This is a genomic window from Streptomyces sp. NPDC015345, assembly GCF_043078805.1.
Classification (GTDB): Bacteria; Actinomycetota; Actinomycetes; order Streptomycetales; family Streptomycetaceae; genus Streptomyces.
Genome location: NZ_JBIBTX010000001.1, coordinates 1,098,323 through 1,123,625, shown reverse-complemented (window position 1 = coordinate 1,123,625; position 25,303 = coordinate 1,098,323). Strand labels below are relative to the sequence as shown.

Below are 25,303 nucleotides of genomic sequence, written 5' to 3'. Positions count from 1 at the left end.
GAGACCGCGGGGCCCGAAACCACGGGGCCCGGGGCCTCAGGCCTTGACGCCGACGAGCTCGTAGCCCGCCTCGTCGACCGCGGCGCGCACCGCGGCCTCGTCGAGGGCGGCCTCGGAGACCACGGTCACCAGGCCCGAGGCGGCCACGGCCTGAACGGAGCTGACGCCCGCGATCTCGGAGATCTCACCGGAGACGGCGCCCTCGCAGTGGCCGCAGGTCATGCCCTTCACCTCGTACACCGTGGTGACGGCACCCTGCGGCGCCTCGGCCGCGCCGCCGGAGTGGCAGGAACCGCTGGGGGAGCAGCAGGAGCCGGTCGTCTCGGACGCGGCCTGCGGGAGCTCGGTCTGGGCGCTCATGTCGTTCTCCTCGGGAGGCTTGTGTACGTATGCGACGTTACGTGCAGGAGGGGACCCCGGAGTCCCCGAGACCCCCCTGACACACATCACACTATACCCCCAGGGGGTATTTCTCCAACCAGGTCCCGGCTGCGGCCTCAGTCTCTGCGTCCCCGGTTGCCCGGGCGGGCCGCGACCCACGCGCGGACGGTGTCGGCGTACCAGTACGGCTTGCCGCCCTCCACGTGGTCGGGATCCGGCAGCAGTCCGTGCTTGCGATAGGAGCGCACGGTGTCGGGCTGCACCCGGATGTGCGCGGCGATCTCTTTGTACGACCAGAGCCTGCGGTCCGTCATAGGTGGCACCTCCCTGCGCGCGCCCAGGGTGGCCGGAGGGCCGACGGGGGGACTGGACGCGACGCGCGGCGATCACTCAGCCTGTGCCCCGTGAACGACGCAGAGTGACCGCTGGAGGGCAGCTGTCGACTGCCTGTGACGCAAGATCCGCACACATGTGACATGTGTGACAAGAAAAGAGTGTTTGTGACGGAAGAGACGCATGCGCGTGGCGGTGATCCGGCGTGGACACGGGGTGCGGCGCACAAGCCGAGGTGGGCCGGGCCCGCTGCGCCGGGTCCGGCCCACCCGCTTCCCCGCGGTCCTCCGGCTTCCGGCCCGGAGGGCGTCGCGGGATCCCCCGCGGCAGTTGGCCCAAGGGTCACAGCGTGCCGTCAGCGCCGCCCTCCGGTCTTGGAGAAAAGCGCACTCGACGCCGCGGGCCCGGCCCCGGCCGGGAGCACCAGACTCGTGGGCTGCCCGTCGAGCCGGTCCGCCGCGGGTGCGGACGCCGCGTGCCGCGCCCGCGTGAACTGGCGCGGCGTACACCCCGTCAGCGCCTTGAACTCGCCGCTCAGATGGGCCTGGTCGTAGTAGCCGCAGGCCGCCGCCGTCTCGGCCTGGCCGTGGCCGGCCGCGAGCATCTTGCGGGCCCGCTGGAGCCGCAGGACCCGTGCCGCGGCCTTGGGTCCGATCCCGATCTGCTCCCGGAAGCGGTTCTCCAACTGGCGTACGCTCCAGCCGACTTCCTCGGCGAGGCGGCCGACCGGGGCGGTGCCCCGGGAGCGTACGAGCTCGTCCCAGGCCCGCACGGTGCGCGCCGAGGGCGGGTGGCCCGTCGCGGACCAGCGGGCGAACACCTCGTCCAGCAGGTGGAAGCGCGCGGACCAGGAGGGCAGCGCGCCCAGCGCGTCCGCCAGCTCGGCCACGCTCGCCCAGCGGCCCGGATCCGGCCGGACGCCGAGCGCGTCGGGGTCGAGGGTGCGGTCGGCGAGTTCGTGCAGCGCGGTGCCGAAGAGCGTGAACGCGGCCCACGGCATCAGGAGCACCTCGATGCCCGCGACATGTCCGTCGTGCTCGCCGAGCACCGGCGTCGTGCCGAGCCCGGAGAGGACCGAGACGAGCGAGACCGGCGGTCGGCCCGGCCTGTCCGGCCCGGCGCGCCCCGGCCGTTCGAGGCCCGAGATCCGCACCGGCCGGCCGAAGCCGAGCAGCAGGGTCACCGCGCCGATCGGCACCTCCAGGCGCCGCCGCGGTCCGGCCAGCGCGAGTCGTGTGCCGCGGTAGCTGATCACGCCGGGACGCAGCCGGGGGTGCGGGCGCGCGAGGGCGATCTCCCAGCGCCCGTCGGGGGCCCGCAGGACGTCCGGGGCCCGCAGGGCTCGGGGGGTGCTCAGGGCGCCGGTGCTGGTGGTCCTCAGGCTCCGCACGACCGCAGGAAGGCGCGGGTGCGCCGGGCGATCGGCAGCGGCTTGTCCGGCGGGCACGGGTACATGTCCTGCTCGACGATCGCGAAGAGGTCGACGTCGAGGCGCCGCGCCGCGGCGAGGACGGGCCCGAGGTCCGGCACCCCGGCGGGCGGCTCGCACATCACGCCGCGGGCCACGGCGGGCCCGAACGGCACCTCGTCCGCGCGCACGGCGGCGAGGATCTCCGGGTCGACCTGCTTGAGGTGCAGATAGCCGATGCGTTCGCCGTACGTCTCGATGAGCTTGACGCTGTCGCCGCCGCAGTAGGCGTAGTGCCCGGTGTCCAGGCAGAGCGAGACGAGGCCGGAGTCGGTGGCGTCGAGGAAGCGGGTGACGTTCTCCTCGGTGTCGATGTGGGTGTCCGCGTGCGGGTGGACGACGACCTTCAGGCCGTACCGCTCGCGGACCTCATGGGCCAGGCGTTCGGTCTGGGTGGTCAGTTCGCGCCATTGCGCCGGTGTCAGGGTGCGGTCCTCCAGGACGACGCCCGTCTTGTCGTCGCGCCAGAAGGACGGGATGACGACGAGATGTCCGGCGCCCATGGCCTGGGTCAGGGCGGCGATCTCGGCGACGTGCGCCCAGGTCTTCTCCCAGACGGCGGGTCCGTGGTGCAGGCCCGTGAAGACCGTGCCCGCGGAGACCTTGAGGCCTCGGCGGGCCGTCTCACCGGCCAGTTCCGCGGGGTCGGTGGGCAGATAGCCGTAGGGGCCGAGCTCGATCCACTCGTAGCCGGACGCGGCGACCTCGTCGAGGAAGCGGCGCCAGGGGACCTGCCGGGGGTCCTCGGGAAACCACACGCCCCAGGAGTCGGGCGCCGAACCGATCCGGATGCGAGACAGCGTCGTCATGTCGGCAAGCCTCCAGGCCGCCTCGGAAGAGTGTCAAGGAGTGGTCCGAATGTAAGGACAAAATGTTGACAGGGCTCGTGGCGCGGGATTAGACCTGGGGCAGGCGCCGCCGAGAGGGAGTGCAGGGTGACGGACCCGACGGACCCGAAAGACCCGACAGACCCGTACGACGTGATCACCATGGGGCGGATCGGGGTCGACCTCTATCCGTTGCAGAGCGGGGTGCCCCTCGCCGAGGTCACCACGTTCGGGAAGTTCCTCGGTGGCTCGGCCAGTAACGTCGCGGTCGCCGCGGCCCGCCTGGGCCGCCGGGCCGCCGTCGTCACGCGCACCGGCGAGGACCCCTTCGGCGCCTATCTGCACCGGGCGCTGCGGGAGTTCGGGGTCGACGACCGCTGGGTGAGCGGGGTCGCGGGGCTGCCGACGCCCGTGACGTTCTGCGAGATCTTTCCGCCGGACGACTTCCCGCTGTACTTCTACCGGCTGCCCAAGGCCCCCGACCTGGAGATGTACGAGGACGAGCTCGACCTCGACGCCATCCGGGCGGCGCGGATCTTCTGGATGACAGGGACGGGGCTCTGCGCGGAGCCGAGCCGGTCGGCGACGCTGGCGGCGCTGGCCGCGCGGTCGGCGGGCGGACGCACGGTGTTCGATCTCGACTGGCGGCCCATGTTCTGGGGGGACCCCGCCGAGGCGCGGCTCCACTACGCCGCCGCCCTCGCGCACGCCACAGTCGCCGTCGGCAACGTCGACGAGGTGGAGATCGCCACGGGGGAGCGTGAACCGCGGGCGGCGGCACGGGCGTTGCTCGACGCCGGGATCGAACTCGCCGTCGTCAAGCAGGGACCCAAGGGCGTCCTCGCGATGAACCGCGCCGGGGAGTCGGCCGAGGTGCCGCCGCTGCCGGTGACGGTACTCAACGGGCTCGGGGCGGGGGACGCGTTCGGCGGGGCGCTGTGCCATGGGCTGCTCGCGGGGTGGGAGCTGGAGCGGATCATGCGGTATGCCAACGCCGCGGGGGCGATCGTGGCCTCGCGGCTGGAGTGTTCGTCCGCGATGCCGTTTCCCGGCGAGGTCGCTTCCGCTGTGGAAGCGGGGGTTGTTCTGTGAACGCCGGTCATGGGCACCGCCCGCGGGGCTCCGCCCCGGACCCCGCTCCTCAAACGCCGGAGGGGCTGGATTCTGGCGGCCGGACGCGAGTCGTCGATGTCGCCGCCCTCAGCCGCATCCGTGCCCACCACCCCGAAGCCATCGCCGAGGCCGCCGCCCGGCGGGTGCGGCGGCCCCTTCTCGGGGACGGGGGGCGGTTGTTGATCATCGCCGCCGATCATCCCGCCCGTGGGGCCCTCGGCGTCGGCGGTGATCCGTTCGCCATGGCCCACCGCGGGGACCTCCTCGAACGGCTCTGCCTCGCGCTCTCGCGTCCCGGGGTCGACGGCGTGCTGGCCACCGCCGACATCCTCGACGACCTGCTGCTCCTCGGCGCCCTCGACGGCAAGATCGCCATGGGATCGATGAACCGCGGCGGCCTCGCCGGGGCCTCCTTCGAGCTGGACGACCGGTTCACCGGATACCGCCCCGAGGACCTCGCGCGGCTCGGCTTCGACGCGGGCAAACTGCTGCTGCGCGTCGACTACGACGACCCCGGCTCGCTGACCACCCTGCACTCGGCCGCGCGCGCCGTCGATGCCATGGCGGAGCGGCGGATACCGGTCTTCGTCGAGCCGTTCCTGACCCGCCGCGGGGGACCGGACGGCACCGGACCGCCCCGCAACGACCTGAGCGCCGAGGCCGTCACCACGTCCATCGCCATCGCCTCGGGGCTCGGCGGGAGTTCCGCATACACCTGGCTGAAGGTCCCCGTCACCGAGAACCCCGACGACATGGCCCGGGTCATGGAGACGTCCACCCTGCCGGCCGTGCTGCTCGGCGGTGACATCGGGGACGATCAGGACGCCGCGTACGAGAAGTGGCGCGGCGCCCTGCGCCTGCCCACGGTGCGGGGTCTCGTCGTCGGCAGGGCGCTGCTCCATCCGCCCGACGGTGACGTGGCGGGGGCGGTCGACACCGCCGTGGGGCTGCTCTAGCGGAGCACAGGGGCTCAAGGAGGCTCATATGACGTACGTACCGAAAGGCAGTGCGGCGACCGGCCCGTACGCCGTCGACATCGATCCGAAACGGGCGGGCTGGACGTACTCCGCGCTGCGCGTCGTCGAGATCGGGCCCGGCGGCATCCACTCCTTCACCACGGGGGAGAGTGAATGGATCGTGCTCCCGCTGACCGGCGGCTGTACGGTGCACGCGGAAGGCGGGATCATCGAACTCCTGGGCCGGGAGAGCGTGTTCAGCGGAGTCACCGACTTCGCTTACGTGCCCCGCGATGCCCACATCCAGATCGCCTCCGGCGCGGGAGGCCGCTTCGCCCTGGCAGGAGCGAAGTGCGAGCGTCGACTCCCCGCCCGCTACGGCTCCGCGCCGGAGGTTCCCGTCGAAAGCCGCGGCAGCGGCACGTGCGCCCGTGAGGTCCGCAATTTCGCCGCCGCGGACGCCTTCGACTGCGACCGCCTCATCGCCGTCGAGGTGATCACGCCCGGCGGCAACTGGTCCTCGTATCCGCCGCACAAGCACGACGAGCACCGCCCGGGCGCCGAGGCCGAGCTGGAGGAGATCTACTACTTCGAGATCGAGGCGCCGGATGGGCGGGAAGGCTTCGGGTATCAGCGGGTCTTCCCCTCCCGTGAGGGTGGTACGGACGTCCTCGCCGAGGTCCGCACCGGTGACGCCGTGCTCGTGCCCGACGGCTGGCACGGGCCCTCCGTCGCCCAGCCCGGCCATGCCATGTACTACCTGAACGTGATGGCGGGGCCCGGCGAGGAGAGGGAGTGGCGGATCTGCTTCCACCCCGACCACACGGAGGGATACCGATGACGGAGACCCCGTACAGGAGTGTCCGGCTCACCACCGCGCAGGCGCTCGTGCGCTTCCTGTCCCGGCAGTTCACCGAGCGGGACGGGGTGCGGCGGCGGCTGATCGGCGCGACGTGGGGCATCTTCGGCCACGGCAATGTGGCGGGCGTCGGGCAGGCCCTCGTCGAGTACGCCGATGAGATGCCCTTCCACCAAGGGCGCAACGAACAGGCCATGGTGCACGCCGCCGTCGGGTACGCCCGCCAGTGCGGCCGCCTGGCCACCCACGCCGTCACCACGTCCATCGGGCCCGGCGCCACCAACCTCGTCACCGGCGCCGCGCTCGCCACGGTCAACCGGCTGCCGGTACTCCTCCTGCCCGGCGACACCTTCGCCACCCGGCCCGCCGACCCAGTGCTCCAGCAGCTCGAAGTGCCGTACGCGGGCGACGTGTCGGTCAACGACTGCCTGCGGCCCGTCTCGGCGTACTTCGACCGCGTCACCCGCCCCGAGGCCCTGATCCCGGCCGCCCTCGCCGCGATGCGCGTCCTCACCGACCCGGCCGCCACCGGCGCCGTCACCCTCGCCCTGCCGCAGGACGTGCAGGCGGAAGGCCACGACTGGCCCGAGGAGTTCTTCGCCGAGCGGGTGTGGACGGTGCGCAGGGCGGCCCCCGACCCGCGCGAACTGGCCGCCGCCGCGGACGCGGTGCGCGCGGCGCGGCGGCCCCTGGTCATCGCGGGCGGCGGCGTCCACCACAGCGCCGCCGAGGACACCCTCAAGGAGTTCGCCGACGCCACCGGCATCCCCGTCGCCGCCACCCAGGCGGGCAAGGGCTCCCTGCGCTTCGACCACCCGGCGGACGTCGGTGGCATCGGCCACACCGGCACGGCGACCGCGAACGAACTGGCGCGCGCCGCCGACCTGGTGATCGGTGTCGGCACCCGTTACAGCGACTTCACCACGGCCTCCGGCACGCTCTTCGAACGGCCGGGGGTGCGCTTCCTCAACCTCAACGTCACGCCCTTCGACGGCCACAAGATGGCGGGCGCCACGCTGATCGCGGACGCCCGCGCCGGGCTCGAGGCGCTCACGGGGGCGCTGGGCGGCCACCGGGTCGAGCCCGCCTACACCGCCCAGTACACGGGCGACAAGGCGCGCTGGGAGCAGCGCGTCGACGCCGCGTACCAGGTGGACGAGGTGGACGCGCGCCCCACACAGGCCCAGGTCCTCGGCGCGCTCGACGCGCTGGTGACGGACGAGGACGTCGTCATCAACGCCGCCGGGTCCCTCCCTGGCGACCTGCACAAGCTGTGGCGGACGCGGTCGGCGCGGCAGTACCACGTCGAGTACGGCTACTCCTGCATGGGCTACGAGATCCCGGCGTCGATCGGCGTCGCGCTCGCCGCGCCCGGCCGGCCCGTGTGGGCGCTGGTCGGCGACGGCACGTACCTGATGAACCCGACGGAGATCGTCACGGCCGTCCAGGAGAACCTGCCGATCAAGGTCGTCATCCTCCAGAACCACGGCTACGCCTCCATCGGCGGCCTCTCCGAGTCCGTCGGCGCCGAGCGGTTCGGCACCGCCTACCGCTTCCGGGCGCCGGACGGGACGTACACCGAGGGCCCGCTGCCCGTCGATCTCGCCGCCAACGCGGCCTCGCTCGGGATGCGGGTGCTGCGCGCCAAGACCGTGCGTGACCTGCGGGAGGCCTTGCGGGAGGCGCGGGGCGCAGACCGTCCCACATGTGTCTATGTGGAGACGGAAACGGCAGACACAGTGTCGGGGCCGCCCCCGGCACAGGCGTGGTGGGATGTGCCCGTGGCCGAGACGGCGACCCGGGTGTCCGCGGTCAAGGCCAGGGAAGAGTACGACCGGCACGTCGCTGCCCGACGCCGCCACCTGTGAGAGTAGGGATGCTTGTCATGACGAAGACCGTCAACCACTGGATCGGTGGCAAGACCGTCGAGGGCGCGTCCGGCACCTTCGGCCCGGTCACCGACCCGGCGACCGGCGCCGTCACCACGCAGGTCGCCTTCGCGAACGTCGACGAGGTGGACGCGGCTGTCGCCGCCGCCCGCGACGCCTTCGCGACCTGGGGCACCTCCTCCCTCGCCAAGCGGACCGCGATCCTCTTCAAGTTCCGCGCGCTGCTCGACGCCAACCGCGACGCGATCGCCGAGCACATCGTCGCCGAGCACGGCAAGGTGCACTCCGACGCGCTCGGCGAGGTCGCCCGCGGCCTGGAGATCGTCGATCTGGCCTGCGGCATCACCGTGCAGCTGAAGGGCGAGCTGTCGACGGAGGTGGCGAGCCGCGTGGACGTGTCGTCCATCCGCCAGCCGCTGGGCGTCGTCGCCGGCATCACGCCGTTCAACTTCCCGGCCATGGTGCCGATGTGGATGTTCCCGCTGGCCATCGCCTGCGGCAACACCTTCGTCCTGAAGCCGTCGGAGAAGGACCCGTCCGCGTCGATGAAGATCGCGGAGCTGCTGAGCGAGGCAGGGCTGCCGGACGGCGTCTTCAACGTCGTACACGGCGACAAGGTGGCCGTGGACCGCCTCCTCGAACACCCGGACGTCGCGGCCGTCTCCTTCGTGGGCTCGACCCCGATCGCCCGCCACATCCACGCCACCGCCTCCGCGAACGGCAAGCGCGTCCAGGCGCTCGGCGGCGCCAAGAACCACATGCTGGTCCTTCCCGACGCCGACCTGGACGCGGCCGCCGACGCCGCCGTCTCCGCCGCGTACGGCTCCGCGGGCGAGCGCTGCATGGCCATCTCCGCCGTCGTCGCGGTCGGCGCCATCGCCGATGAGCTGGTGGCGAAGATCAAGGAGCGCGCCGAGAAGATCAAGATCGGCCCCGGCAGCGACCCGGCGTCCGAGATGGGTCCGCTCATCACCGCCGCCCACCGCGACAAGGTCGCCTCCTACGTCACGGGCGCCGCGGCCGAGGGCTGCGAGGTCGTCCTCGACGGCACCGGCTACACCGTCGAGGGCCACGAGAACGGCCACTGGATCGGCCTCTCGCTGCTCGACCGCGTGCCGACGACCGCCAAGGCCTACCAGGACGAGATCTTCGGCCCGGTCCTGTGCGTGCTGCGCGTCGACACGTACGAGGAGGGCGTCGCCCTCATGAACGCCTCGCCGTTCGGCAACGGCACCGCGATCTTCACCCGGGACGGCGGCGCGGCCCGCCGCTTCCAGCTGGAGATCGAGGCGGGCATGGTCGGCGTGAACGTACCGATCCCGGTGCCGGTGGGCTACCACTCCTTCGGCGGCTGGAAGGACTCGCTCTTCGGCGACCACCACATCTACGGCAACGACGGCACGCACTTCTACACGCGCGGCAAGGTCGTCACCACGCGCTGGCCCGACCCGTCGGACGCGCCGGCCGGGGTCGACCTGGGCTTCCCGCGCAACCACTGAGCCGACCACCGAGTCACCGGCGCGTGACAGCGCGTAGAACAGGGCCGTCCGGATTCCGGACGGCCCTGATTCTTTTTTGACGCCTCCCTTGCGGTTCCCGTGCACAGGGCGCAATCCGGGCAGTGAAAGCAGTCGCGTTCATACGCCTGCAATATGAAGGTCATCTCCGGTGTCGGCATGTTCATTGAGACCTGAATGGGCAAACTCTTGCGAAAGCGAGGCGACTTGGAGTGCGGGGGCGCTGCGGATTCCGTAGGCAAATGACCGTTGACGTTCCGGTTATCGCCGGGGTTCCATGACGCGCCGGGAGCCAGAGAAACACCCAGCTCAGCAGCCTTCGGAGGCGATAGGGCTCCCCCCGCATCTCCTGCCGCACGAGTCGATCGGAATCGCGCTTCATGACCGACACGCTCCGCCCGCTCCAGACACCGCACGCCGCACCCCCGGCGGCCACGGCTGATCCGGTCGCCCCCGCGAGCCCCCAGAAGCTCAAGCGTTCCATCGGCGTCGTCGGCGGCACCCTGCTCACGCTGTCGTGCGTGACGCCCGCCTCCACGCTCTTCGTGGTCGTCCCCGACCTCTTCTCCTCGCTCGGCACCGCCACCGCGCTCACCATCGCGATCGGCTCGCTGCTCTGTGTGGGCGTCGCGTTCTGCTACTCCGAGCTGGGCACCCTCATCCCCAGCGCGGGCGGCGAGTACGCCATGGTCTCCACGATGGCGGGGCGGCTGGCCGGCTGGCTTGTCTTCGTCCTGTCGCTGCTCGTCGTGATGATCGTGCCGCCCGTCATCGCCATGGGCACGGCGGACTATCTGGCGCCGGTCGTCCACCTCGACCCGTCCTACGCGGGCGCGGGCGTCATGATCTGCGCGACCCTCGCGGGCCTGCTCGACCTGCGCGCCAACGCGTGGATCACCGGCATCTTCCTGGTCCTCGAAGTCGTCGCGGCGGGCGTCGTGGCCGTCCTCGGCTTCGCCCACGCCGAGCGGGGCGCGGGCAGCCTGGTGGACCTGTCGGTCGCCGGTTCCGGCCCCGGCGGCGTCGACCCCGTCACGGCCATGCTGATCGTCTCCGGCCTCGCGATCGCGCTCTTCGTCACGCAGGGCTTCTCCACGGCGGTCTACCTCTCCGAGGAACTGGAGAACCCGCGCCGCAACGTCGCCCGCACCGTCCTCGCCACCCTCGGCATCTCCGCCGTGATCATCCTGGTGCCGGTCATCGCGATCACCATGGGCGCGGAGAGCCTGACCGCGCTGACCGAGGGCGACATCAGCGCCATGGTGACGGCCTGGTCCAACTCCGCCGTGGGTACGTTCGTCAGCCTCTGCGTGGCCCTCGCGATCATCAACGCGGGCATCGTCATGGTCATCCAGAACTCCCGCGTCCTGTTCGCCTCGGCGCGCGACAAGGCGTGGCCCACGCCGGTCAACAAGGCGCTCTCGAAGCTCGGCGCGTCCGGCGCCCCCTGGATCGCAACGCTCCTGGTCGGCGTGCCCGGCGCGCTCCTGTGCTTCGTCAACCTGGACACGCTGTACGGCGTGACCGGCGTCTCCGTGACCGGCATGTACCTCCTGGTGGCGGTCGCCGCGCTGCTGGCCCGGCGGGGCTCCCACGGCCACGCGGCCGCCTGGCGGATGCCGCTGTGGCCCGCCGTGCCTGTGGTGCTGATCGCCGTCCTCGCGTACGTGCTGAGCCAGCAGGAGGCGGAGTACCTGGTGTGGACCGGCGGCATCGTGGTCGTGGCCACGCTGTACTGGGCGCTGTACCTGCGCCCCCGGCGGGACACGCGGTGGCTGGTGAGCGTGCCGGAGGACGGGCAGGGCTGAGGAGGCTTCGGGGCGCTGAGGTCTGCCTCCGGCGTTCTCTTCCCCGAGCCCGCCCCTGCCCGAACCGGGGCTCCGCCCAGACCCCGGTCCTCAATCGCCGGACGGGCTCAATTGTGAGCCCGTCCGGCGATTGAGGACGAGCCCGAAGGGCGATCGACCGAGCCCCGGGCGGCGGAGCCGCAAACTTCGGGAAGGGGCGGGCTCGGGGAGGAACCGCCGGAGGCAGACCTCAGCCCCGCCCCACCCGCCGCTCCACCTCCGCCCAGTCCTCCGGATCCACCTCGGCGGCGACCGCCGAGTCCAGCAGATCGCGGTCCTTGAAGCCGCTCGACGTCGACACGCACACCACGGGCCCCTCGACCACCGCCGCCTGACCGAGCTGCCGGTACCCGGCGAGCCCCGCCGCGGCCGACAGCTCCGCCCACAGGCCCGCCCGCGCCAGCTCCGCCCGCGCCGCCGCCATCCGCTGGTCGGAGACGAGCAGCGGATGGCCCCCGCTCTCCCGCAGGGCGACCACACCCCGGTAACCGCCGACCGCGCAGTCGATGGCGTACGCCGCCGTCTCGCCGACCGGGACCCGCGTCGCGGGAACCCCGTCCCGTACCGCCGCCGCCAGCGGCCCCCCGGCCTCGGGCTCGCAGCTGTAGAGGCGGGGCACCCGGTCCGCGAGGCCCAGGGTGACCAGTTCCGCGAAGCCCTTCCAGACGCCGAAGAGCAGCTCTCCGTACCCGGTGGGCAGGAACACCGCGGCGGGGACGCCGAGTTCGGTGTAGATCTCGTAGGCGAGGGTCTTGTAGCCCTCGGGCCCGAACGCGTGCCCGGTGTGCGTGGGCGTCACATTGCTCACCGGGTGGTAGCCGAACCGCTCCACGATCCGCCGCAGCAGCGGCCACCGCGCGTCCTCCGGCACCGGCAGCACCACCGCGCCGTACGCCCGCAGGAACGCGTCCACCGCGGGCGGCCGCCCCGCCGAGCCGATCACCACGCACCGCAGGCCCGCCCGCGCCGCGTACGCCGCCGCGGAGGCCCCGTGGTTGCCCGACGAGGCGACGACGATGCCCTGCGCGCCCGCGCCGACCGCCGCGCTCACCGTGACGCGGTTGATGCGGTCCTTGTGGCTCCAGGTCGGATTGCGCGACTCGTCCTTGATCCACAGCCCGTCCCCGAGCGGGACGAGCGGCGTGCCGCCCTCGCCGAGGCCCGGTGCGCGCAGCGGCGGCAGGAGCGGGGCCCAGCGTTCGTGCCCGCGCGGCCGGCCGGGCGCGGTGGTGAAGAGACCGGCGGGCACCTCGTCGTACGCGTAGTCGACCTCGACCGGGTACGACACGCTGTCCGTGCTGGTCGCCGGACACCCGCTGGTGAGCGGCGGCCACAGCGGGAAGCGGACGGACGGGTCACCGAGCGAGCGCTGACCGATGGCGAGGGAGGCCTGAGAGGCGCTGGGCGAGACCTGTGATGTCATAGGTGCAGCCTAAGTTCACCCCTGACACGGTGCGTCCCGTTCAGCGGAGTCCCACCCGATCCGGATCTTCCCGCGTACACGATCGCGGTACACGCGGCGAGGCGCCTACTCCCCGGGGAGACGCGAGAGTTCAGACCGGCGGCTGCCCCGGTTGTCGGTGGGCACCCGTACGGTTGACGCATGGATCTACGACTGCCCAGGCCACCCAGGCTTCCCGGACCCCGCGGGCCACGCCGGCTGCTCGCCGCCGTGGCCGCCGTCGTGGTGCTCGCGGGGACGGGCACCTGGACGGCGGTGGCATCGGACGACGGCCCGGCGGTGCACCGGTCGGACCGCACGCTCCGCACCGACGGCGCGCGGATCGACACCTCCTACTTCACCGCGGGGGACGCCGGCACGAAGCGCCCCGCCGTCCTCATCGGCCACGGCTTCGGCGGCAGCAAGGCCGACGTCCGCGAGCAGGCCGAGGAGCTGGCCAGGGACGGCTATGCCGTGCTGACCTGGTCCGCGCGCGGCTTCGGCAGGTCCACCGGCAAGATCGGGCTGAACGACCCCAAGGGCGAGGTCGCCGACGTCTCGAAGCTGATCGACTGGCTGGCGAAGCGCCCCGAGGTGCGGCTCGACAAGGCGGGCGACCCGCGCGTGGGCGTCACCGGCGCCTCGTACGGGGGAGCGGTGTCGCTGCTTGCCGCCGGGCACGACCGGCGGGTGGACGCGATCGCCCCGCAGATCACCTACTGGAACCTCGCGGACGCCCTGTTCCCCGACGGCGTCTTCAAGAAGCTGTGGACCGGTTCGTTCATCACCACCGGAGGCGGCTGCGAGAAGTTCGAGAAGCGGCTGTGCGCCATGTACAACCGGGTCGCGGTCGCCGGGGAGCCCGACCAGAAGGCGCGCGAGCTGCTCGCCGCGCGCAGCCCCGCCGCCGTCGGCGACCGCATCAAGGTGCCGACGTATCTCGTACAGGGCCAGACCGACTCGCTCTTCCCGCTCGGGCAGGGTGACGCCATCGCGCGGGCGGTCCGGGCCAACGGCGCGCCCGTGACGGTCGACTGGATCGCGGGCGGCCACGACGGCGGCGAGCGTGAGGCCGAGCGTGGGCGCGTCGAGAAGCGCGTCGGCGCGTGGTTCGACCGCTACTTGAAGGGCGACAAGGGCGCCGACACCGGCCCGGCGTTCCGCGTCACCCGCACCGGAGGCGTCGACTCCACCGACGGGGCGGCCCAGCTGCGGGGCGCGAGCGGCGACACGTACCCCGGCCTTCGGAGCGGCCCGCGCGCGGTGCCGCTCAGCGGGCGGGAGCAGACCTTCGACAACCCCGCGGGCGCGAGCCCGCCCGCGGTCTCCACCCTCCCCGGACTCGGCGGCACAGGCCTCTCCCGGCTCTCCTCCCTCGGTGTGGGCGTCTCTCTGGACATCCCCGGGCAGCACGCCAAGTTCGAGTCGAAGCCGCTGGACGAGGACCTGCGGATCACCGGTTCACCGACCGTGCGGGCCCATGTGAAATCCACGGGCGAGGACGCGGTGCTCTTCGCGAAGGTGTACGACGTCGGGCCCGGCGGCAAGCAGCAGGTGCTGCCCTCCCAGCTCGTCGCCCCCGTACGCGTCGAAGGCGCCCGGCAGGGCAAGGACGTCGAGCTGCGGCTGCCCGCCGTCGACCACGAGGTGCAGAAGGGCCACCGGCTGCGGCTCGTCTTCGCCTCCACCGACCTCGGGTACGCCTCACCGGCCGAGCCCGCCAAGTACACCGTCTCCCTGAAGGGCGACCTGACGGTGCCGACGGCTCCCGGCGTGAAGACCGCCGCCGCGCCGCTGCCCTCCTGGGTGTGGTGGCTGCCGGCGGCCGGAGCGGTGATCGCCCTCGGCCTGCTGATCACCGGACGACGGCGCACGACGGCGCCCGCACCCGACCCGGCGCTCGCCGAAGTTCCGCTCCAGATCACGGACTTGAGCAAGCGGTATGCGAAGTCCGCCGACCGGTACGCCGTCCGCGACGTCTCCTTCCGCGTGGAGAAGGGCCAGGTGCTCGGCCTCCTGGGGCCGAACGGCGCGGGCAAGACCACGACCCTGCGCATGCTGATGGGCCTGATCCGGCCCGATGCGGGCGAGATCCGTGTCTTCGGGCAGGCGATCCGGCCGGGAGCGCCAGTGCTCTCCCGGGTCGGTGCGTTCGTCGAGGGCGCCGGATTCCTGCCGCACCTCAGTGGCCGGGAGAACCTGGAGCTGTACTGGAAGGCCACCGGACGCCCCGCCGAGGACGCCCACCTGACCGAGGCGCTGGAGATCGCCGGGCTCGGTGACGCCCTGACCCGCGCCGTGCGGACGTACTCCCAGGGCATGCGGCAGCGCCTCGCCATCGCCCAGGCCATGCTCGGCCTGCCGGACCTCTTGATCCTCGACGAGCCGACGAACGGCCTCGACCCGCCGCAGATCCGCGAGATGCGCGAGGTCATGATCCGCTACGCGCGCAGGGGCCGCACGGTCATCGTCTCCAGCCACCTCCTCGCCGAGGTCGAGCAGTCCTGCACGCACCTGGTCGTCATGGACCGCGGCCGCCTCGTCCAGGCGGGCCCGGTCGCCGAGATCATCGGCTCCGGGGACACGCTCCTCGTGGGGCTCGCGCGGGACATCTCCGACCCGCTGGTCGAGAAGATCGCCGCGCTGCCCGGCGTCGCCTCGGCGGTGCGCGCCGACGACGGCCTCCTGGTGCGGCTCGACGGCACCCCGGACGCGGGCGCCGCCCGGCTGCTGCCCGAACTGGTCCGTCTCGACGTGCCGGTGGAGTCCATGGGCCCGCACCGCCGCCTCGAAGACGCCTTCCTGACCCTGATCGGAGGCACCGCATGAGCGCCCCCACCCTGGAGCGCCCCACGGCGCCCGGCTACCGCGCCGGACGCACCTTGCCGCTGCGGGTCGAGGCGGTCCGCCAGCTGAAGCGGCGCCGCACGCTCGTGATGGGCGGCGTCATGGCGCTGCTGCCCGTCGTGCTGGTCATCGCGTTCGCCGTCGCCGGTTCGCCGGGGGAGCGCAACAGCGCGGTGACGCTGATGGACACGGCCACCGCGTCCGGCGTGAACTTCGCCGCGACGTGCCTGTTCGTCTCCGCCGGCTTCCTCCTCGTCATCCCCGTCGCCCTGTTCTGCGGGGACACCGTCGCCTCCGAGGCGAGCTGGTCCTCCCTGCGCTACCTGCTGGCGGCACCCGTGCCGCGCGCCCGCCTCCTGTGGTCCAAGCTCGCCGTCGCGCTCGCCCTCAGCGCCGCCGCCATGGTGCTGCTCCCGCTGATCGCGCTGGCGGTCGGCACGATGGCGTACGGCTGGGGCCCGCTGGAGATCCCCACCGGCGGTGCGCTGCCCGCGACCACGGCGGCCCAGCGCCTACTGATCGCCGTCGGCTACGTCTTCGTCTCCCAACTGGTCACCGCGGGCCTCGCGTTCTGGCTGTCGACGAAGACCGACGCCCCGCTCGGCGCGGTCGGCGGCGCGGTCGGCCTGACGATCGTCGGCAACGTCCTGGACGCGGTGACCGCGCTGGAGGACTGGCGCGACTTCCTCCCCGCCCACTGGCAGTTCGCCTGGGCCGACGCCCTCCAGGCCCGCCCCGAGTGGGGCGGCATGATCCAGGGTTCGGCGATCTCGGTGACGTACGCGCTGGTGCTGTTCGCGCTGGCGTTCCGGGGATTCGCGCGCAAGGACGTGGTGTCCTGACCGGCGAGGCCGTGGTCCCGTAGCCGCATCGAGACCCATCCGCAACGTCCCATGGCGACCGTTCCCGGCCCCCCGCGCGTCACAGTCAGGAAAGCCGACGACGTGAGGGGGACGGGCGGATGCGGGCCAGGAAGACACGCCACGCGGTGCTCGCCGTGGCCATGGCGGGTGGGCTGCTGCTCACGGGGTGCACCGCAGGCGGCGGTGACAACCGCGCCACCGCCGACGGCAAGGAGAAGAGCCGGGGGAGCGGGGCCGCGCCGCTGCCCGCGCCGGACGCGCCCGGCACCGGCGAAGCCGTGCGCCCCGAGCGGCAGCGGAAGGCCGCGCCGCCCGACTACCTCTCCACCTTCGCCCTGGACGTCGACACGGCCTCCTACGGCTTCGCGCGCCGCACGCTCGCCGAGGGGCGCCTGCCCGATCCGTCGACCGTCCGGCCCGAGGAGTTCGTCAACAGCTTCCGGCAGGACTATCCGCGGCCCGACGGCGACGGGTTCTCGGTCAGCGTCGACGGCGCCCGCACCGGAGAGGGCGGCTGGTCGCTGGTGCGCGTCGGGCTCGCCACCCGCGGCGCCGCGAAAGAGGGCGAACGGCCGCCCGCCGCCCTCACCTTCGTCATCGACGTGTCCGGTTCCATGGCCGAGCCCGGCCGCCTCGACCTCGTGAAGAAGTCCCTCGGGATCATGGCCGACCAGCTGCGCCCCGACGACTCGATCGCGCTCGTCACCTTCAGCGACACCGCCGAGACGGTCCTGCCGATGACCCGCCTCGGCGACACCGGGGACGGCCGCTCCCGCGTGCACGAGGCGATCGAGCGGATGGAGCCGACCCGGTCCACCAACCTGGAGGCGGGCGTCACCACCGGCTACGACACCGCCGTGCGCGGCAAGAAGAAGGGCGCGACCAACCGCGTCGTCCTGCTCTCCGACGCCCTCGCCAACACCGGCGAGACCAGTGCCGAAGGCATCCTGGACCGGATCTCCGACGCCCGCCGCGAGCACGGCATCACCCTCTTCGGGGTCGGCGTCGGCAGCGACTACGGCGACGCCCTGATGGAGCGCCTCGCCGACAAGGGCGACGGCCACACCACGTACGTCTCGAACGACAAGGAGGCCCGCGAGGTCTTCTGCGAACAGCTCCCCGCCCACATCGAGCTGCGCGCCCGCGACGCCAAGGCGCAGGTCGCCTTCGACCCCGCCACCGTCGAGCGGTTCCGCCTGATCGGCTACGAGAACCGCGAGGTCGCCGACGACGACTTCCGCGACGACTCCGTGGACGGCGGCGAGATCGGCCCCGGCCACACGGTGACGGCGCTGTACGCGGTGCGCACCAAACCGGGCGCCGACGGCCACCTCGCCACGGCCGGCGTGCGCTGGCTCGACCCCGACACCCGCGCCCCGCACGAGGAGTCGGGCCGCATCGAGGCCGCCGACCTGGACGCGTCACTGTGGCGGGCCGACAGCGGCCTCCAACTGGCCGCCGTCGCCGCATACTTCGCGGACAACCTGCGCTCCGGGCACGGCGGCCGCCACGACGGTGCGCGGCACCCCGCCGCCCTGCCCGGCACCCCCTCCCTGAGCGAACTGGCGGGCCGCGCCCGCGCGTTGGCCGCGGAGGGCGCGCCGGCACGGGAGCTGGCCACCGCCATCGACCGGGCCGGGGAGCTCGCCGGCGCGGCCCCCGCCCCGGAGGACCCCGGCGAGGAGCACCGGGGCGAGGTCCGGCCCGGCGAGCGCCTCGCCGGCCAGCCGGCGGCCCGCAGGCGGTATCCGTAGGTGTACGCACGCCCCGCGCGCAGCAGGTACGGCTCCTTTGGCGGGGCGCCCCACGAGTCATTGCCGCCGACGCGGGCCGGGGTGTAGCTGTCCTCGCTGTAGCCGACCTTCTTGCCGTTGACCCAGACGAAGAACGCGGACTTCACGCCCTGGAAGGAGAGCAGGGGCCTGCGCCCCCCGCCAGCCGCGCGGCACGGCGAAGGCGCGGCGGTAGGAGCCGACGGGGTTGAAGTCCTTGGGCGCCGTCATGGGTGGCTACCCGCACAACTCCCGCTCCGCCCGCACCGGATCGTTGGGGAACCGGAAGGCCGTGAGCCCCGCGGCACCCGTCAGATTCCGCCAGAACCGCCCGGCCGTCATCGGCGCCCGTGTGGCCGCCCGCAGCTCGGCGAACGGCTCGCAGCGCAGGGCACGCCGGGCAGCCGCGACGCGCTTCGGGTCGAGCCCCTCCGGCAGCGCGCCCCTGACCCCTCGGTCGGCGACGATCCACTCGTCGGGGAGCCGCTTGTCGTGCCCCACCCGGCCGTTGATGGGCTGGGAGTGGGCCGCCAGTGGATAGGCGAGCCCGATCGGGTCGAGCGCGGCGCCGGACAGCGGGATCACGGAACCGCTGAAGCCGAGCGTGTTGTAGACCCCCGTGATCCCGGGCCGGGCCGCGGCGACCGGGCTCCTGGCGAGCAGCAGCGTGGGCGCGCCGTCCCGCGTCCGTTCCCGCACGAGACCGGCGTAGGCCATGTTGCCGGGCTGCCCCGCGAAGGTGTGGTGCACGGGGTGGCGGGCGTCGTTCTGGTGTACGTACACGCCCCGCTCGTCCGCGATTCCGCCGGGCCCGATCCGGCCCTCGTACGGCACCCGCAGTACGGCCGCGCACGTCACGGCCCACACCGCGACCCCGGCGCCGACGATCGTCCACGCGCGCGTGACGGGCACGAGGAAGACGGGCAGCAGCATCAGCAGCAGTCCCGGCAGGAACATCCGCCCGTGCATGAAGTCGCCGCCCACCTTGATGACGTAGAGCCAGCAGAGCGCCCCCGCGACCACCGGCGCGGCCACGACGACGCGTTCGCGCATCCGCCCGGACGCCAGGAGGCCCGCCACGATCATCAGCAGCGGCAGCCACAGCAGGTACGTACCGGCGAAGTCGTCGAGATAGTCGGCGCCCCGCCACCACAGGCTCCGCGAGGCCTCCTTGGTGACGCCCGGCAGCGGCATCAGATGGCCGTAGTAGCCCATGCGGAAGATCTCGTACGCGACCGGCAGCGCCCCCGCGGCGCCCGCGCCCGCGAGCACCCCGCGCCAGGGCGGGCGCGCCACGGCCCACTGGGCGGCGAGGAAGACCAGCGACACCAGTGCCAGGTCCGGCCGCACGAGGGGGCCGAGCCCCAGCATCGCGCAGGTCGCCAGCGCGCGGGGCCGGGTGACGAGCATCAGCCAGGCGCCCGCGATCCAGCAGGTCGCCAGCCCCGTCTCCAGGCCGGACGTCGCGAAGTCCCAGACGGGCGGCAGCGCGAGGAGCACGAGGGCGCCGCAGGGCAGCAGGAGGCCGTCCCCGCCGCGCAGGCGCAGCGCGGCGGCCGCGGCGAGCGCGAAGCCGGCGGCGGTCAGGAACAGACCGCCGTACATCGCCGCCGTGGGGATGTCGAAGCCGGGCGCCCCGGCGGCGACCAGCAGCCACTGCCACAGGGTCCCGGTGGACGACTCGGCCCGCTCCCCGGCGTTGAAGACGGGCCCGTTGCCCGCCAGCACCTGGCGCACCGTCCGCACGTAGATGTGACCGTCGTCGGACATCCACCGCCGCTGGAACCCGGCGAAGGCGACGACGAGGGCCGGCAGGAAGGCGAGCCCGAGCCGCGCGGCCGCCCGCCATCGCTCGGCCCGGGCGTCGACGGGCAGCCCGGCCTCCGCGGTACCGACACCGGAGGAGCCAAAGGAGTACGTAGACGTCATGGGCCCTACATCGGCGCAGCTCACCCCGGCCTTGAGCCCCGCCGGCCGGCTACGCCCCGCCCGGCATCACGCGCCCGGCCGCCCGGGTATGTCGAAGTACCGCGTGAGCGCCGCCGCCAGCGCGACGTCCCCCGTGACCTTGACCTTGCGCAGCATGAACAGCGTGACGGGGCTGGCGTTGCCCGAGACGAGCTTGAGGAACGCGGCGTCGCCCATGGCGAACGTGACCCGTGGCTCCGCCTCCGAACGTCCCTCCCGCACGGTGCAGACGCCGTCCGCGATCCGCGTCTCGTACACGACCTCGGGGTTGTCACCGCTGCCCGTGACCCGCCACCGGAGCAGCGCCGCCAGCGAGCCGGCCGCCGCCGGCCTGAACTGCCGCTCCATGCGCCGGAAGACCTCGTCCAGGACGCGCTTGCGCAGCGTTCCGTCGCGGGCGATCCCGGCTATCTCCTTGTCGGAGAGGCCCTTCACGATGCGGGCGAACTCCTCCGGGGTGACGCTCGCGAAATCCAGTCCGGCGATCTTGCTGATGTCGTCCGCCACGGCCCGTCTCCTTAACCCGATCTCCTTGCGGCAGTTGCCCCGTGGCAGCGTACGGCGGGGGCGGGCGGCACGGGAAAACGCGTACGACTGCCGCTGTCCGGCCCATTGAATTTTCCTTACGGGCGAGTAAGTTGACGGCCGCGTAAGCAAGCAGGCCGTGAGCAAGCGGGCACCACATCGAGCAGCACCTCCGTGAACCGGACCCCGGGAGCCGTCATGGGCGTACGCAAGGATCTGAGAAGGGCACAGCGACGCAGCGGGCTCGCGGACCGCGCCCGGGTCGAACTCGTCAGGGACGAGCACGGCACCGTGCGCGAGGCCCGCACCGCCCCACTGGCCGCGCGGGCCACCACGGGCAGTACCGCCGACATCCCTTTCGTCAACGCGCACGAGGCCCCCGACGCCGTGGTGCTGCGCCGCAAGCAGGGCGGCCGGTGGCAGCCGGTGACGGCGGCGGCCTTCGCCCGCGAGGTGACGGAGACCGCCAAGGGCCTGATGGCGGCGGGCCTCGAACCCGGCGGACGCGTCGCGCTGATGTCGCGCACGCGCTACGAGTGGGCGGTCCTGGACTTCGCGATCTGGGCGGCGGGCGGCCAGGGCGTCCCCGTCTACGCCACGTCGTCGGCGGAGCAGATCGAGTGGATCGTCCGCGACTCGGGAGCCCGCCTCCTGATAGCGGAGACCGCCGAGAACGCGGCGACCGCCGAGGCGGCCCTCAGTGCCTCCGGTGGGACACCACCACGCGTCCGGCACCTCGACGGCGGCGCGATGGCGGAACTGGTGCTGCTGGGCCGGGACGTGCCCGACGAGGAGGTGACGAAGCGGCGCGCCGCGCTCACCCCCGACACCATCGCCACCCTCTGCTACACCTCGGGCACCACCGGACGCCCCAAGGGCTGCGTCCTCACGCACGGCAACCTCCACGCCGAGGCCGCCAACACGGTCGAGCTGCTGCACCCCGTCTTCAAGGAGATCACCGGACAGGTCGCCGCCACGCTCCTCTTCCTGCCGCTCGCCCACATACTGGGCCGCAGCCTCCAGATCGCGTGCCTGCTCGCCCGCATAGAGCTCGGCCACTGCCCGAGCATCAAGCCGGACGAACTCCGGCCGGAACTGCGCGCCTTCAAGCCCACGTTCCTCGTCGGCGTCCCGTACCTCTTCGAGAAGATCCACGACACCGGCCGGGCGACCGCCGAGAAGATCGGCCGCGCCGCGTCCTTCGACCGGGCGGAGCGCATCGGGGTGCGCTTCGCCGAGGCGTACCTGGACAAGTTCCTCGACCCGCGCCGGCCCGGCCCCTCCCTGGGGCTGCGCCTCGGCTGGGCGCTGTACGAACTCCTCGTCTACCGCCGCATCCGCAAGGAGGTCGGCGGGCACCTGCGGTACGCGATCAGCGGCGGCTCCCCCCTGGACCGCGAGCTCAACCTCTTCTTCTACGCCGCCGGGATCATCATCTACGAGGGGTACGGCCTGACGGAGACCACGGCCGCCGCCACCATCACGCCACCGCTGAGGCCCCGCCCCGGTACGGTCGGCCTGCCCGTGCCCGGCACGGCCGTGCGCATCGCGGAGGACGGCGAGGTGCTGCTCAAGGGCGGCATCGTCTTCAGCGGCTACTGGAACGACCCGGCGGCGACGGACACCGTGCTCACCGGCGAGTGGCTGGCCACCGGCGACCTGGGCGCGCTCGACGAGGACGGCTACCTCACCATCACCGGCCGCAAGAAGGACCTCATCGTCACCTCCGGCGGCAAGAACGTCTCGCCCGCCGTCCTGGAGGACCGCCTGCGCGGCCGTGCGCCCGTGGGGCAGTGCATCGTCGTGGGGGACAACCGCTCCTACGTCGCCGCGCTCATCACCCTGGACCCCGAGGCCGTCGAGCACTGGCTCGCCGTACGCAAGCGCCCCAAGGACACACCTCTCGCGGAGCTGGCCCGGGACCCGGAGATGGCCGCGGAGGTACAAAAGGCGGTGGACCACGCCAACGCGGCGGTCTCCAGAGCCGAGTCGATCCGCAGGTTCGCCATCGTGGAAGGGGAGTTCACGGAGGACAACGGGCTGCTCACACCGTCCCTGAAGATCAAGCGGAGCGCGGTGACGGCGGCGTACGCGAAGGAGATCGAGGCGCTGTACGAGGGGGGCACGGCGCCCAGCGGCTGATCACTCGGGAGGCGAACGGCGCGGCTCCTCCGCGGCGCGCAGCCGCTCGGCCAGTTCCCCGGTGAGCGGGCTCTCCATGTCCTTGTGGATGGCCAGGGCCCTGGCCAGGTCCTCCCGCAGCCGGGAGCGGTCGCCGCCCGGGCGTTCGGCGATGGCGGCCAGGTCGAGCAGGGCCTCGGCTTCGTAGGCGTACGCTTCGAGGCCCTCCAGAGACCGCGCGGCCTCCCGCAGGACGGGTACGGCTTCACCGGTCCGGCCCAGGTGGTCCAGGCACCGGCCGAGCGCGGCGGTGGCCCGGGCCGCCATGCGGTGGTCGGGAGAAGGCAGGGACAGCAGGTCCGTGCGGGCCTGCCGGAGGGTGGCGAGGGCGCGGGCGAAGTCGCCGCTCGCGTCCTCGGCCCGCCCGAGGAAGAAGGCGGCGATGGCGGCGCCGCGTGCCTCGCCGGCCCGGAGGTTCAGCTCCATGGAGCGCCGATACGCCGCGATGGCGCGGGCCGGATCGAAGCGGTCCCAATAGCGGCCCGAGAACTCCAGCGCGGACGCGAGCAGCACCAGGTCGCCGGAGACCTCCGCACAGGCCAGCGCCGCGGTCAGCTCCCGCTCCGCCCTGTCGTGCTCGCCGAGGTCCATGAGCGGGCGGGAGAGCAGGCTGCGCAGCCGGGCCTCGGCTGCCGGGGCGACGGCGGAGCGCGCGTACCCGGCGCCCAGCTCCAGGGACTCCTTCCAGTCACCGAGGTGCCTGTGGTGCAGGAACAGCACGGTGAAGCACTCCGCGAGCTGCCATCCGGGCGTGTGCAGCCGGTGGGCACCGGCTGCACGCAGCACCGCCATGATGTTGGCCCGCTCGGCCGCCAGCCAGTCCAGTGGCCGGGGACCGCCGTGGGCCGCGAAGGGGTCGGCGCGCCCCGCCAGCAGCGGACGGAGGTCGGCCGCACGCGTCCGGTCGGCGCGCACCGAGCGGTCGGCGAACGCGGTGAGCGCCAGGTAGTGGGTCAGGACCCGCCCCACCACCGTGCCTTCGGCGTCCGCGGGCTCCTCGGCGGCCGCGCGCTCACGAGCGTGGACGCGCACGAGGCCGTGGAACCGGTACCGGCGGTCCTCCGCCGTCTCCAGCAGGCTCATGTCCTCCAGGACGTCGAGGAGGAGCTGGGCGGCCGCCACGTCGGAGCCGAGCGCGGCAGCGGCTGTCGCCGCGTCGAAGCAGTGGCCGGGGACCCAGCCGAGAAGCCGGTACCCGTGCGCCAGCTCCGGTGACAGCTGCCGGTAGGAGGCGTCAAGGACGGCGGTGACGGGGGACTCGCCCCCCACGCTCAGGGCGGACAACCGGCGCTTGTCGTCCGCCAGTTCGGCGGCGAGCGACGCCAGCGTCAGGCGCCGCTCGTTCACCAGCCGCGCCGCGGCCACCTGGAGGGCGACCGGGAGTCCGGAGCACAGGTCGGCGACCCGGCACGCGGCCTCCGGCTCGGCGGCGATCCGGTCCTCGCCGCACCGGTCGGCCAGCAGGAGAAGCGCGGCGTCCCGTGTGAAGGGCTCCAGGGACAGCGGTCGGGCGCCGTCCAGCGCGAGTTCGCCGAGTCTCGCGGTGCTCGTGGCGAGGACGGTGCTCCCGGGCCCCTGCGGGACCAGGGCCCGTACCTGCGCGGGCGAGGTCACATCGTCCAGTACGAGGAGCACCCGCAGATCGGCCGTCCGGCTCCGGAAGAGCGCGGTCCGCTCGGCCAGGGACGGCGGCAGCAGCGAGTCGTCGACACCGAGGGACCGCAGACAGTGGCCCACGGCGTCCGCCACGTCGCCGCCGGCACCGGCGCGGTCCCGCAGCGCTGCGAAGTCGACGTACAGCCGCCCGTCGGGGAAGCGCTCGCGCATGGTGTGCGCCCAGTGCCGCGCCAGGGCGGACTTGCCGACTCCGGGCGGCCCGGCCAGCACACGGACATCGACGTGCGAGGCGACGGCGGTGGCGCCTGCCGACGAGCCGTCCAGATCCGTGATCTCCGCCGTGCGGTTGACGAAGCGGGTGCGCAGTACCGGGACCTGGGAGGGCGGGCCGCCGGGCCGCGGGGCGGGGGGTACGTCGTACGCGATGCCGGTCGAGGCGGTCACGAACGGGGCTGCCGCGCCGGCGCCTTCCCGTTCGCCCTCCGGATCCAGGTCACGGAGGAGCGAGACCAGTTCGCCGGCGACCGGGGACTCCTCCCGCAGCGAGTGGCGCAACCTGCGCCGCAGCCGGTCGGCGGCGTCCCCCAGCGAGCGCGGGTCCTCCGACTGAAACGCCGCCGCCAGCTCCTCCACGGCCGACTGGAGCTGCTGGTCCCCTGCCGTGGCGTCGTCCTGCCGACGGCTGAAGAGCCGGGTGACGAGGGCCCGCGTACGCGTCCACGCCTCGGTGACCGCGAGCCCGACCAGCGTGCTCGTCGCTCCCGACGCGGCGATGGCCGCCACCTCGATTGCCACTGGTCCCCCTTCGCGTATCGGCTGAGCCGCCGTATCGGCGGCAACCCGCGTGCTGACGACCACCGTAGTGTGATCAAGGAGGGCTGTGTAGTAGGGCACTTGGC

The 25,303-nt window shown here is 73.1% G+C and carries 18 protein-coding genes and 1 pseudogene; 10 read left to right on the top strand and 9 right to left on the bottom strand.

Annotated elements, in window-relative coordinates:
- Positions 1-36: 36 nt before the first annotated feature.
- From ACF062_RS05040 to ACF062_RS05025, 4 genes are all read right to left on the bottom strand, one after another.
- Positions 37-360: a heavy-metal-associated domain-containing protein gene (locus ACF062_RS05040; protein ID WP_392135774.1), complete on the bottom strand. Its 324-nt coding sequence runs from the start codon at positions 358-360 to the stop codon at positions 37-39.
- Between the two features lie 137 nt (positions 361-497).
- On the bottom strand, positions 498-695 hold the full coding sequence (locus ACF062_RS05035; protein WP_055564500.1) for a MerR family transcriptional regulator: 198 nt from the start codon (positions 693-695) through the stop codon (positions 498-500).
- 374 nt (positions 696-1,069) lie between these two features.
- Positions 1,070-1,981, bottom strand: coding sequence for a helix-turn-helix transcriptional regulator (locus ACF062_RS05030; RefSeq protein ID WP_392136534.1), 912 nt, complete (start codon positions 1,979-1,981; stop codon positions 1,070-1,072).
- A gap of 110 nt (positions 1,982-2,091) precedes the next feature.
- A complete protein-coding gene (locus ACF062_RS05025) occupies positions 2,092-2,991 on the bottom strand; it encodes a sugar phosphate isomerase/epimerase family protein (protein ID WP_392135771.1) in 900 nt (299 codons plus the stop codon).
- A 126-nt stretch (positions 2,992-3,117) separates the two neighbouring features.
- Here ACF062_RS05025 and iolC point away from each other — a divergent pair, with 126 nt between their 5' ends.
- The 6 genes from iolC (at position 3,118) to ACF062_RS04995 (ending at position 11,151) form a co-directional block, all read left to right on the top strand.
- The gene (gene iolC, locus ACF062_RS05020; protein WP_392135768.1) at positions 3,118-4,101 is read left to right on the top strand and encodes a 5-dehydro-2-deoxygluconokinase; all 984 of its coding nucleotides are present in this window, start codon (positions 3,118-3,120) and stop codon (positions 4,099-4,101) included.
- 65 nt (positions 4,102-4,166) lie between these two features.
- Positions 4,167-5,078: a deoxyribose-phosphate aldolase gene (locus ACF062_RS05015; protein WP_392136531.1), complete on the top strand. Its 912-nt coding sequence runs from the start codon at positions 4,167-4,169 to the stop codon at positions 5,076-5,078.
- Between the two features lie 28 nt (positions 5,079-5,106).
- Complete coding sequence (iolB, locus tag ACF062_RS05010) at positions 5,107-5,919, top strand: 5-deoxy-glucuronate isomerase (protein WP_392135765.1); 813 nt, start codon at positions 5,107-5,109, stop codon at positions 5,917-5,919.
- Entirely contained in the window at positions 5,916-7,805 is a 1,890-nt protein-coding gene (gene iolD, locus ACF062_RS05005; RefSeq protein WP_392135762.1) for a 3D-(3,5/4)-trihydroxycyclohexane-1,2-dione acylhydrolase (decyclizing), read from the top strand. Before iolB ends, iolD begins: the two co-directional genes overlap by 4 nt.
- 17 nt (positions 7,806-7,822) lie before the next feature.
- A complete protein-coding gene (mmsA, locus tag ACF062_RS05000) occupies positions 7,823-9,325 on the top strand; it encodes a CoA-acylating methylmalonate-semialdehyde dehydrogenase (protein WP_223774721.1) in 1,503 nt (500 codons plus the stop codon).
- Positions 9,326-9,723: 398 nt separating this feature from the next.
- Positions 9,724-11,151: an APC family permease gene (locus ACF062_RS04995; RefSeq protein WP_392135759.1), complete on the top strand. Its 1,428-nt coding sequence runs from the start codon at positions 9,724-9,726 to the stop codon at positions 11,149-11,151.
- Between the two features lie 229 nt (positions 11,152-11,380).
- Here the strand turns inward: ACF062_RS04995 and ACF062_RS04990 are convergent, their stop codons facing one another.
- Positions 11,381-12,613, bottom strand: coding sequence for a pyridoxal-phosphate dependent enzyme (locus tag ACF062_RS04990; protein ID WP_392135757.1), 1,233 nt, complete (start codon positions 12,611-12,613; stop codon positions 11,381-11,383).
- 180 nt (positions 12,614-12,793) lie between these two features.
- On the opposite strand from ACF062_RS04990, the gene ACF062_RS04985 reads away from it, so the two are divergent.
- The 3 genes from ACF062_RS04985 (at position 12,794) to ACF062_RS04975 (ending at position 18,095) form a co-directional block, all read left to right on the top strand.
- Positions 12,794-15,460 (top strand): alpha/beta fold hydrolase, encoded by a 2,667-nt coding sequence (locus ACF062_RS04985; RefSeq protein WP_392135754.1) that lies wholly within the window; start codon positions 12,794-12,796, stop codon positions 15,458-15,460.
- Entirely contained in the window at positions 15,457-16,320 is an 864-nt protein-coding gene (locus ACF062_RS04980) for an ABC transporter permease (RefSeq protein ID WP_223774717.1), read from the top strand. Before ACF062_RS04985 ends, ACF062_RS04980 begins: the two co-directional genes overlap by 4 nt.
- Positions 16,321-16,439: 119 nt before the next feature.
- On the top strand, positions 16,440-18,095 hold the full coding sequence (locus ACF062_RS04975; protein ID WP_392135751.1) for a von Willebrand factor type A domain-containing protein: 1,656 nt from the start codon (positions 16,440-16,442) through the stop codon (positions 18,093-18,095).
- Between the two features lie 74 nt (positions 18,096-18,169).
- On the opposite strand, the pseudogene ACF062_RS04970 reads toward ACF062_RS04975, so the two are convergent.
- The 3 genes and pseudogenes from ACF062_RS04970 to ACF062_RS04960 form a co-directional block, all read right to left on the bottom strand.
- Positions 18,170-18,335 (bottom strand): annotated as a pseudogene (locus ACF062_RS04970) (sugar-binding domain-containing protein); the annotation flags it as partial.
- Positions 18,336-18,350: 15 nt separating this feature from the next.
- Complete coding sequence (locus ACF062_RS04965; protein WP_392135748.1) at positions 18,351-20,042, bottom strand: hypothetical protein; 1,692 nt, start codon at positions 20,040-20,042, stop codon at positions 18,351-18,353.
- 66 nt (positions 20,043-20,108) lie between these two features.
- Entirely contained in the window at positions 20,109-20,588 is a 480-nt protein-coding gene (locus ACF062_RS04960; RefSeq protein WP_392135746.1) for an SCP2 sterol-binding domain-containing protein, read from the bottom strand.
- 216 nt (positions 20,589-20,804) lie between these two features.
- Between ACF062_RS04960 and ACF062_RS04955 the strand changes: the two genes are divergently transcribed.
- On the top strand, positions 20,805-22,748 hold the full coding sequence (locus ACF062_RS04955; RefSeq protein ID WP_392135743.1) for an AMP-dependent synthetase/ligase: 1,944 nt from the start codon (positions 20,805-20,807) through the stop codon (positions 22,746-22,748).
- On the opposite strand, the gene ACF062_RS04950 is transcribed toward ACF062_RS04955, so the two are convergent.
- Positions 22,749-25,199 carry an ATP-binding protein gene (locus ACF062_RS04950; RefSeq protein WP_392135740.1) on the bottom strand — a complete coding sequence of 817 codons (2,451 nt, stop codon included), beginning with the start codon at positions 25,197-25,199 and terminating at the stop codon, positions 22,749-22,751.
- Positions 25,200-25,303: the final 104 nt, after the last annotated feature.

Bases quoted from the DNA above. Each gene is read 5' to 3' on its own strand.
- ACF062_RS05040 (WP_392135774.1), bottom strand. From the start codon at position 360: ATGAGCGCCCAGACCGAGCTCCCGCAGGCCGCGTCCGAGACGACCGGC.
- ACF062_RS05035 (WP_055564500.1), bottom strand. From the start codon at position 695: ATGACGGACCGCAGGCTCTGGTCGTACAAAGAGATCGCCGCGCACATC.
- ACF062_RS05025 (WP_392135771.1), bottom strand. From the start codon at position 2,991: ATGACGACGCTGTCTCGCATCCGGATCGGTTCGGCGCCCGACTCCTGG.
- iolB (WP_392135765.1), top strand. From the start codon at position 5,107: ATGACGTACGTACCGAAAGGCAGTGCGGCGACCGGCCCGTACGCCGTC.
- iolD (WP_392135762.1), top strand. From the start codon at position 5,916: ATGACGGAGACCCCGTACAGGAGTGTCCGGCTCACCACCGCGCAGGCG.
- mmsA (WP_223774721.1), top strand. From the start codon at position 7,823: ATGACGAAGACCGTCAACCACTGGATCGGTGGCAAGACCGTCGAGGGC.
- ACF062_RS04995 (WP_392135759.1), top strand. From the start codon at position 9,724: ATGACCGACACGCTCCGCCCGCTCCAGACACCGCACGCCGCACCCCCG.
- ACF062_RS04990 (WP_392135757.1), bottom strand. From the start codon at position 12,613: ATGACATCACAGGTCTCGCCCAGCGCCTCTCAGGCCTCCCTCGCCATC.
- ACF062_RS04985 (WP_392135754.1), top strand. From the start codon at position 12,794: ATGGATCTACGACTGCCCAGGCCACCCAGGCTTCCCGGACCCCGCGGG.
- ACF062_RS04980 (WP_223774717.1), top strand. From the start codon at position 15,457: ATGAGCGCCCCCACCCTGGAGCGCCCCACGGCGCCCGGCTACCGCGCC.
- ACF062_RS04975 (WP_392135751.1), top strand. From the start codon at position 16,440: ATGCGGGCCAGGAAGACACGCCACGCGGTGCTCGCCGTGGCCATGGCG.
- ACF062_RS04965 (WP_392135748.1), bottom strand. From the start codon at position 20,042: ATGACGTCTACGTACTCCTTTGGCTCCTCCGGTGTCGGTACCGCGGAG.
- ACF062_RS04955 (WP_392135743.1), top strand. From the start codon at position 20,805: ATGGGCGTACGCAAGGATCTGAGAAGGGCACAGCGACGCAGCGGGCTC.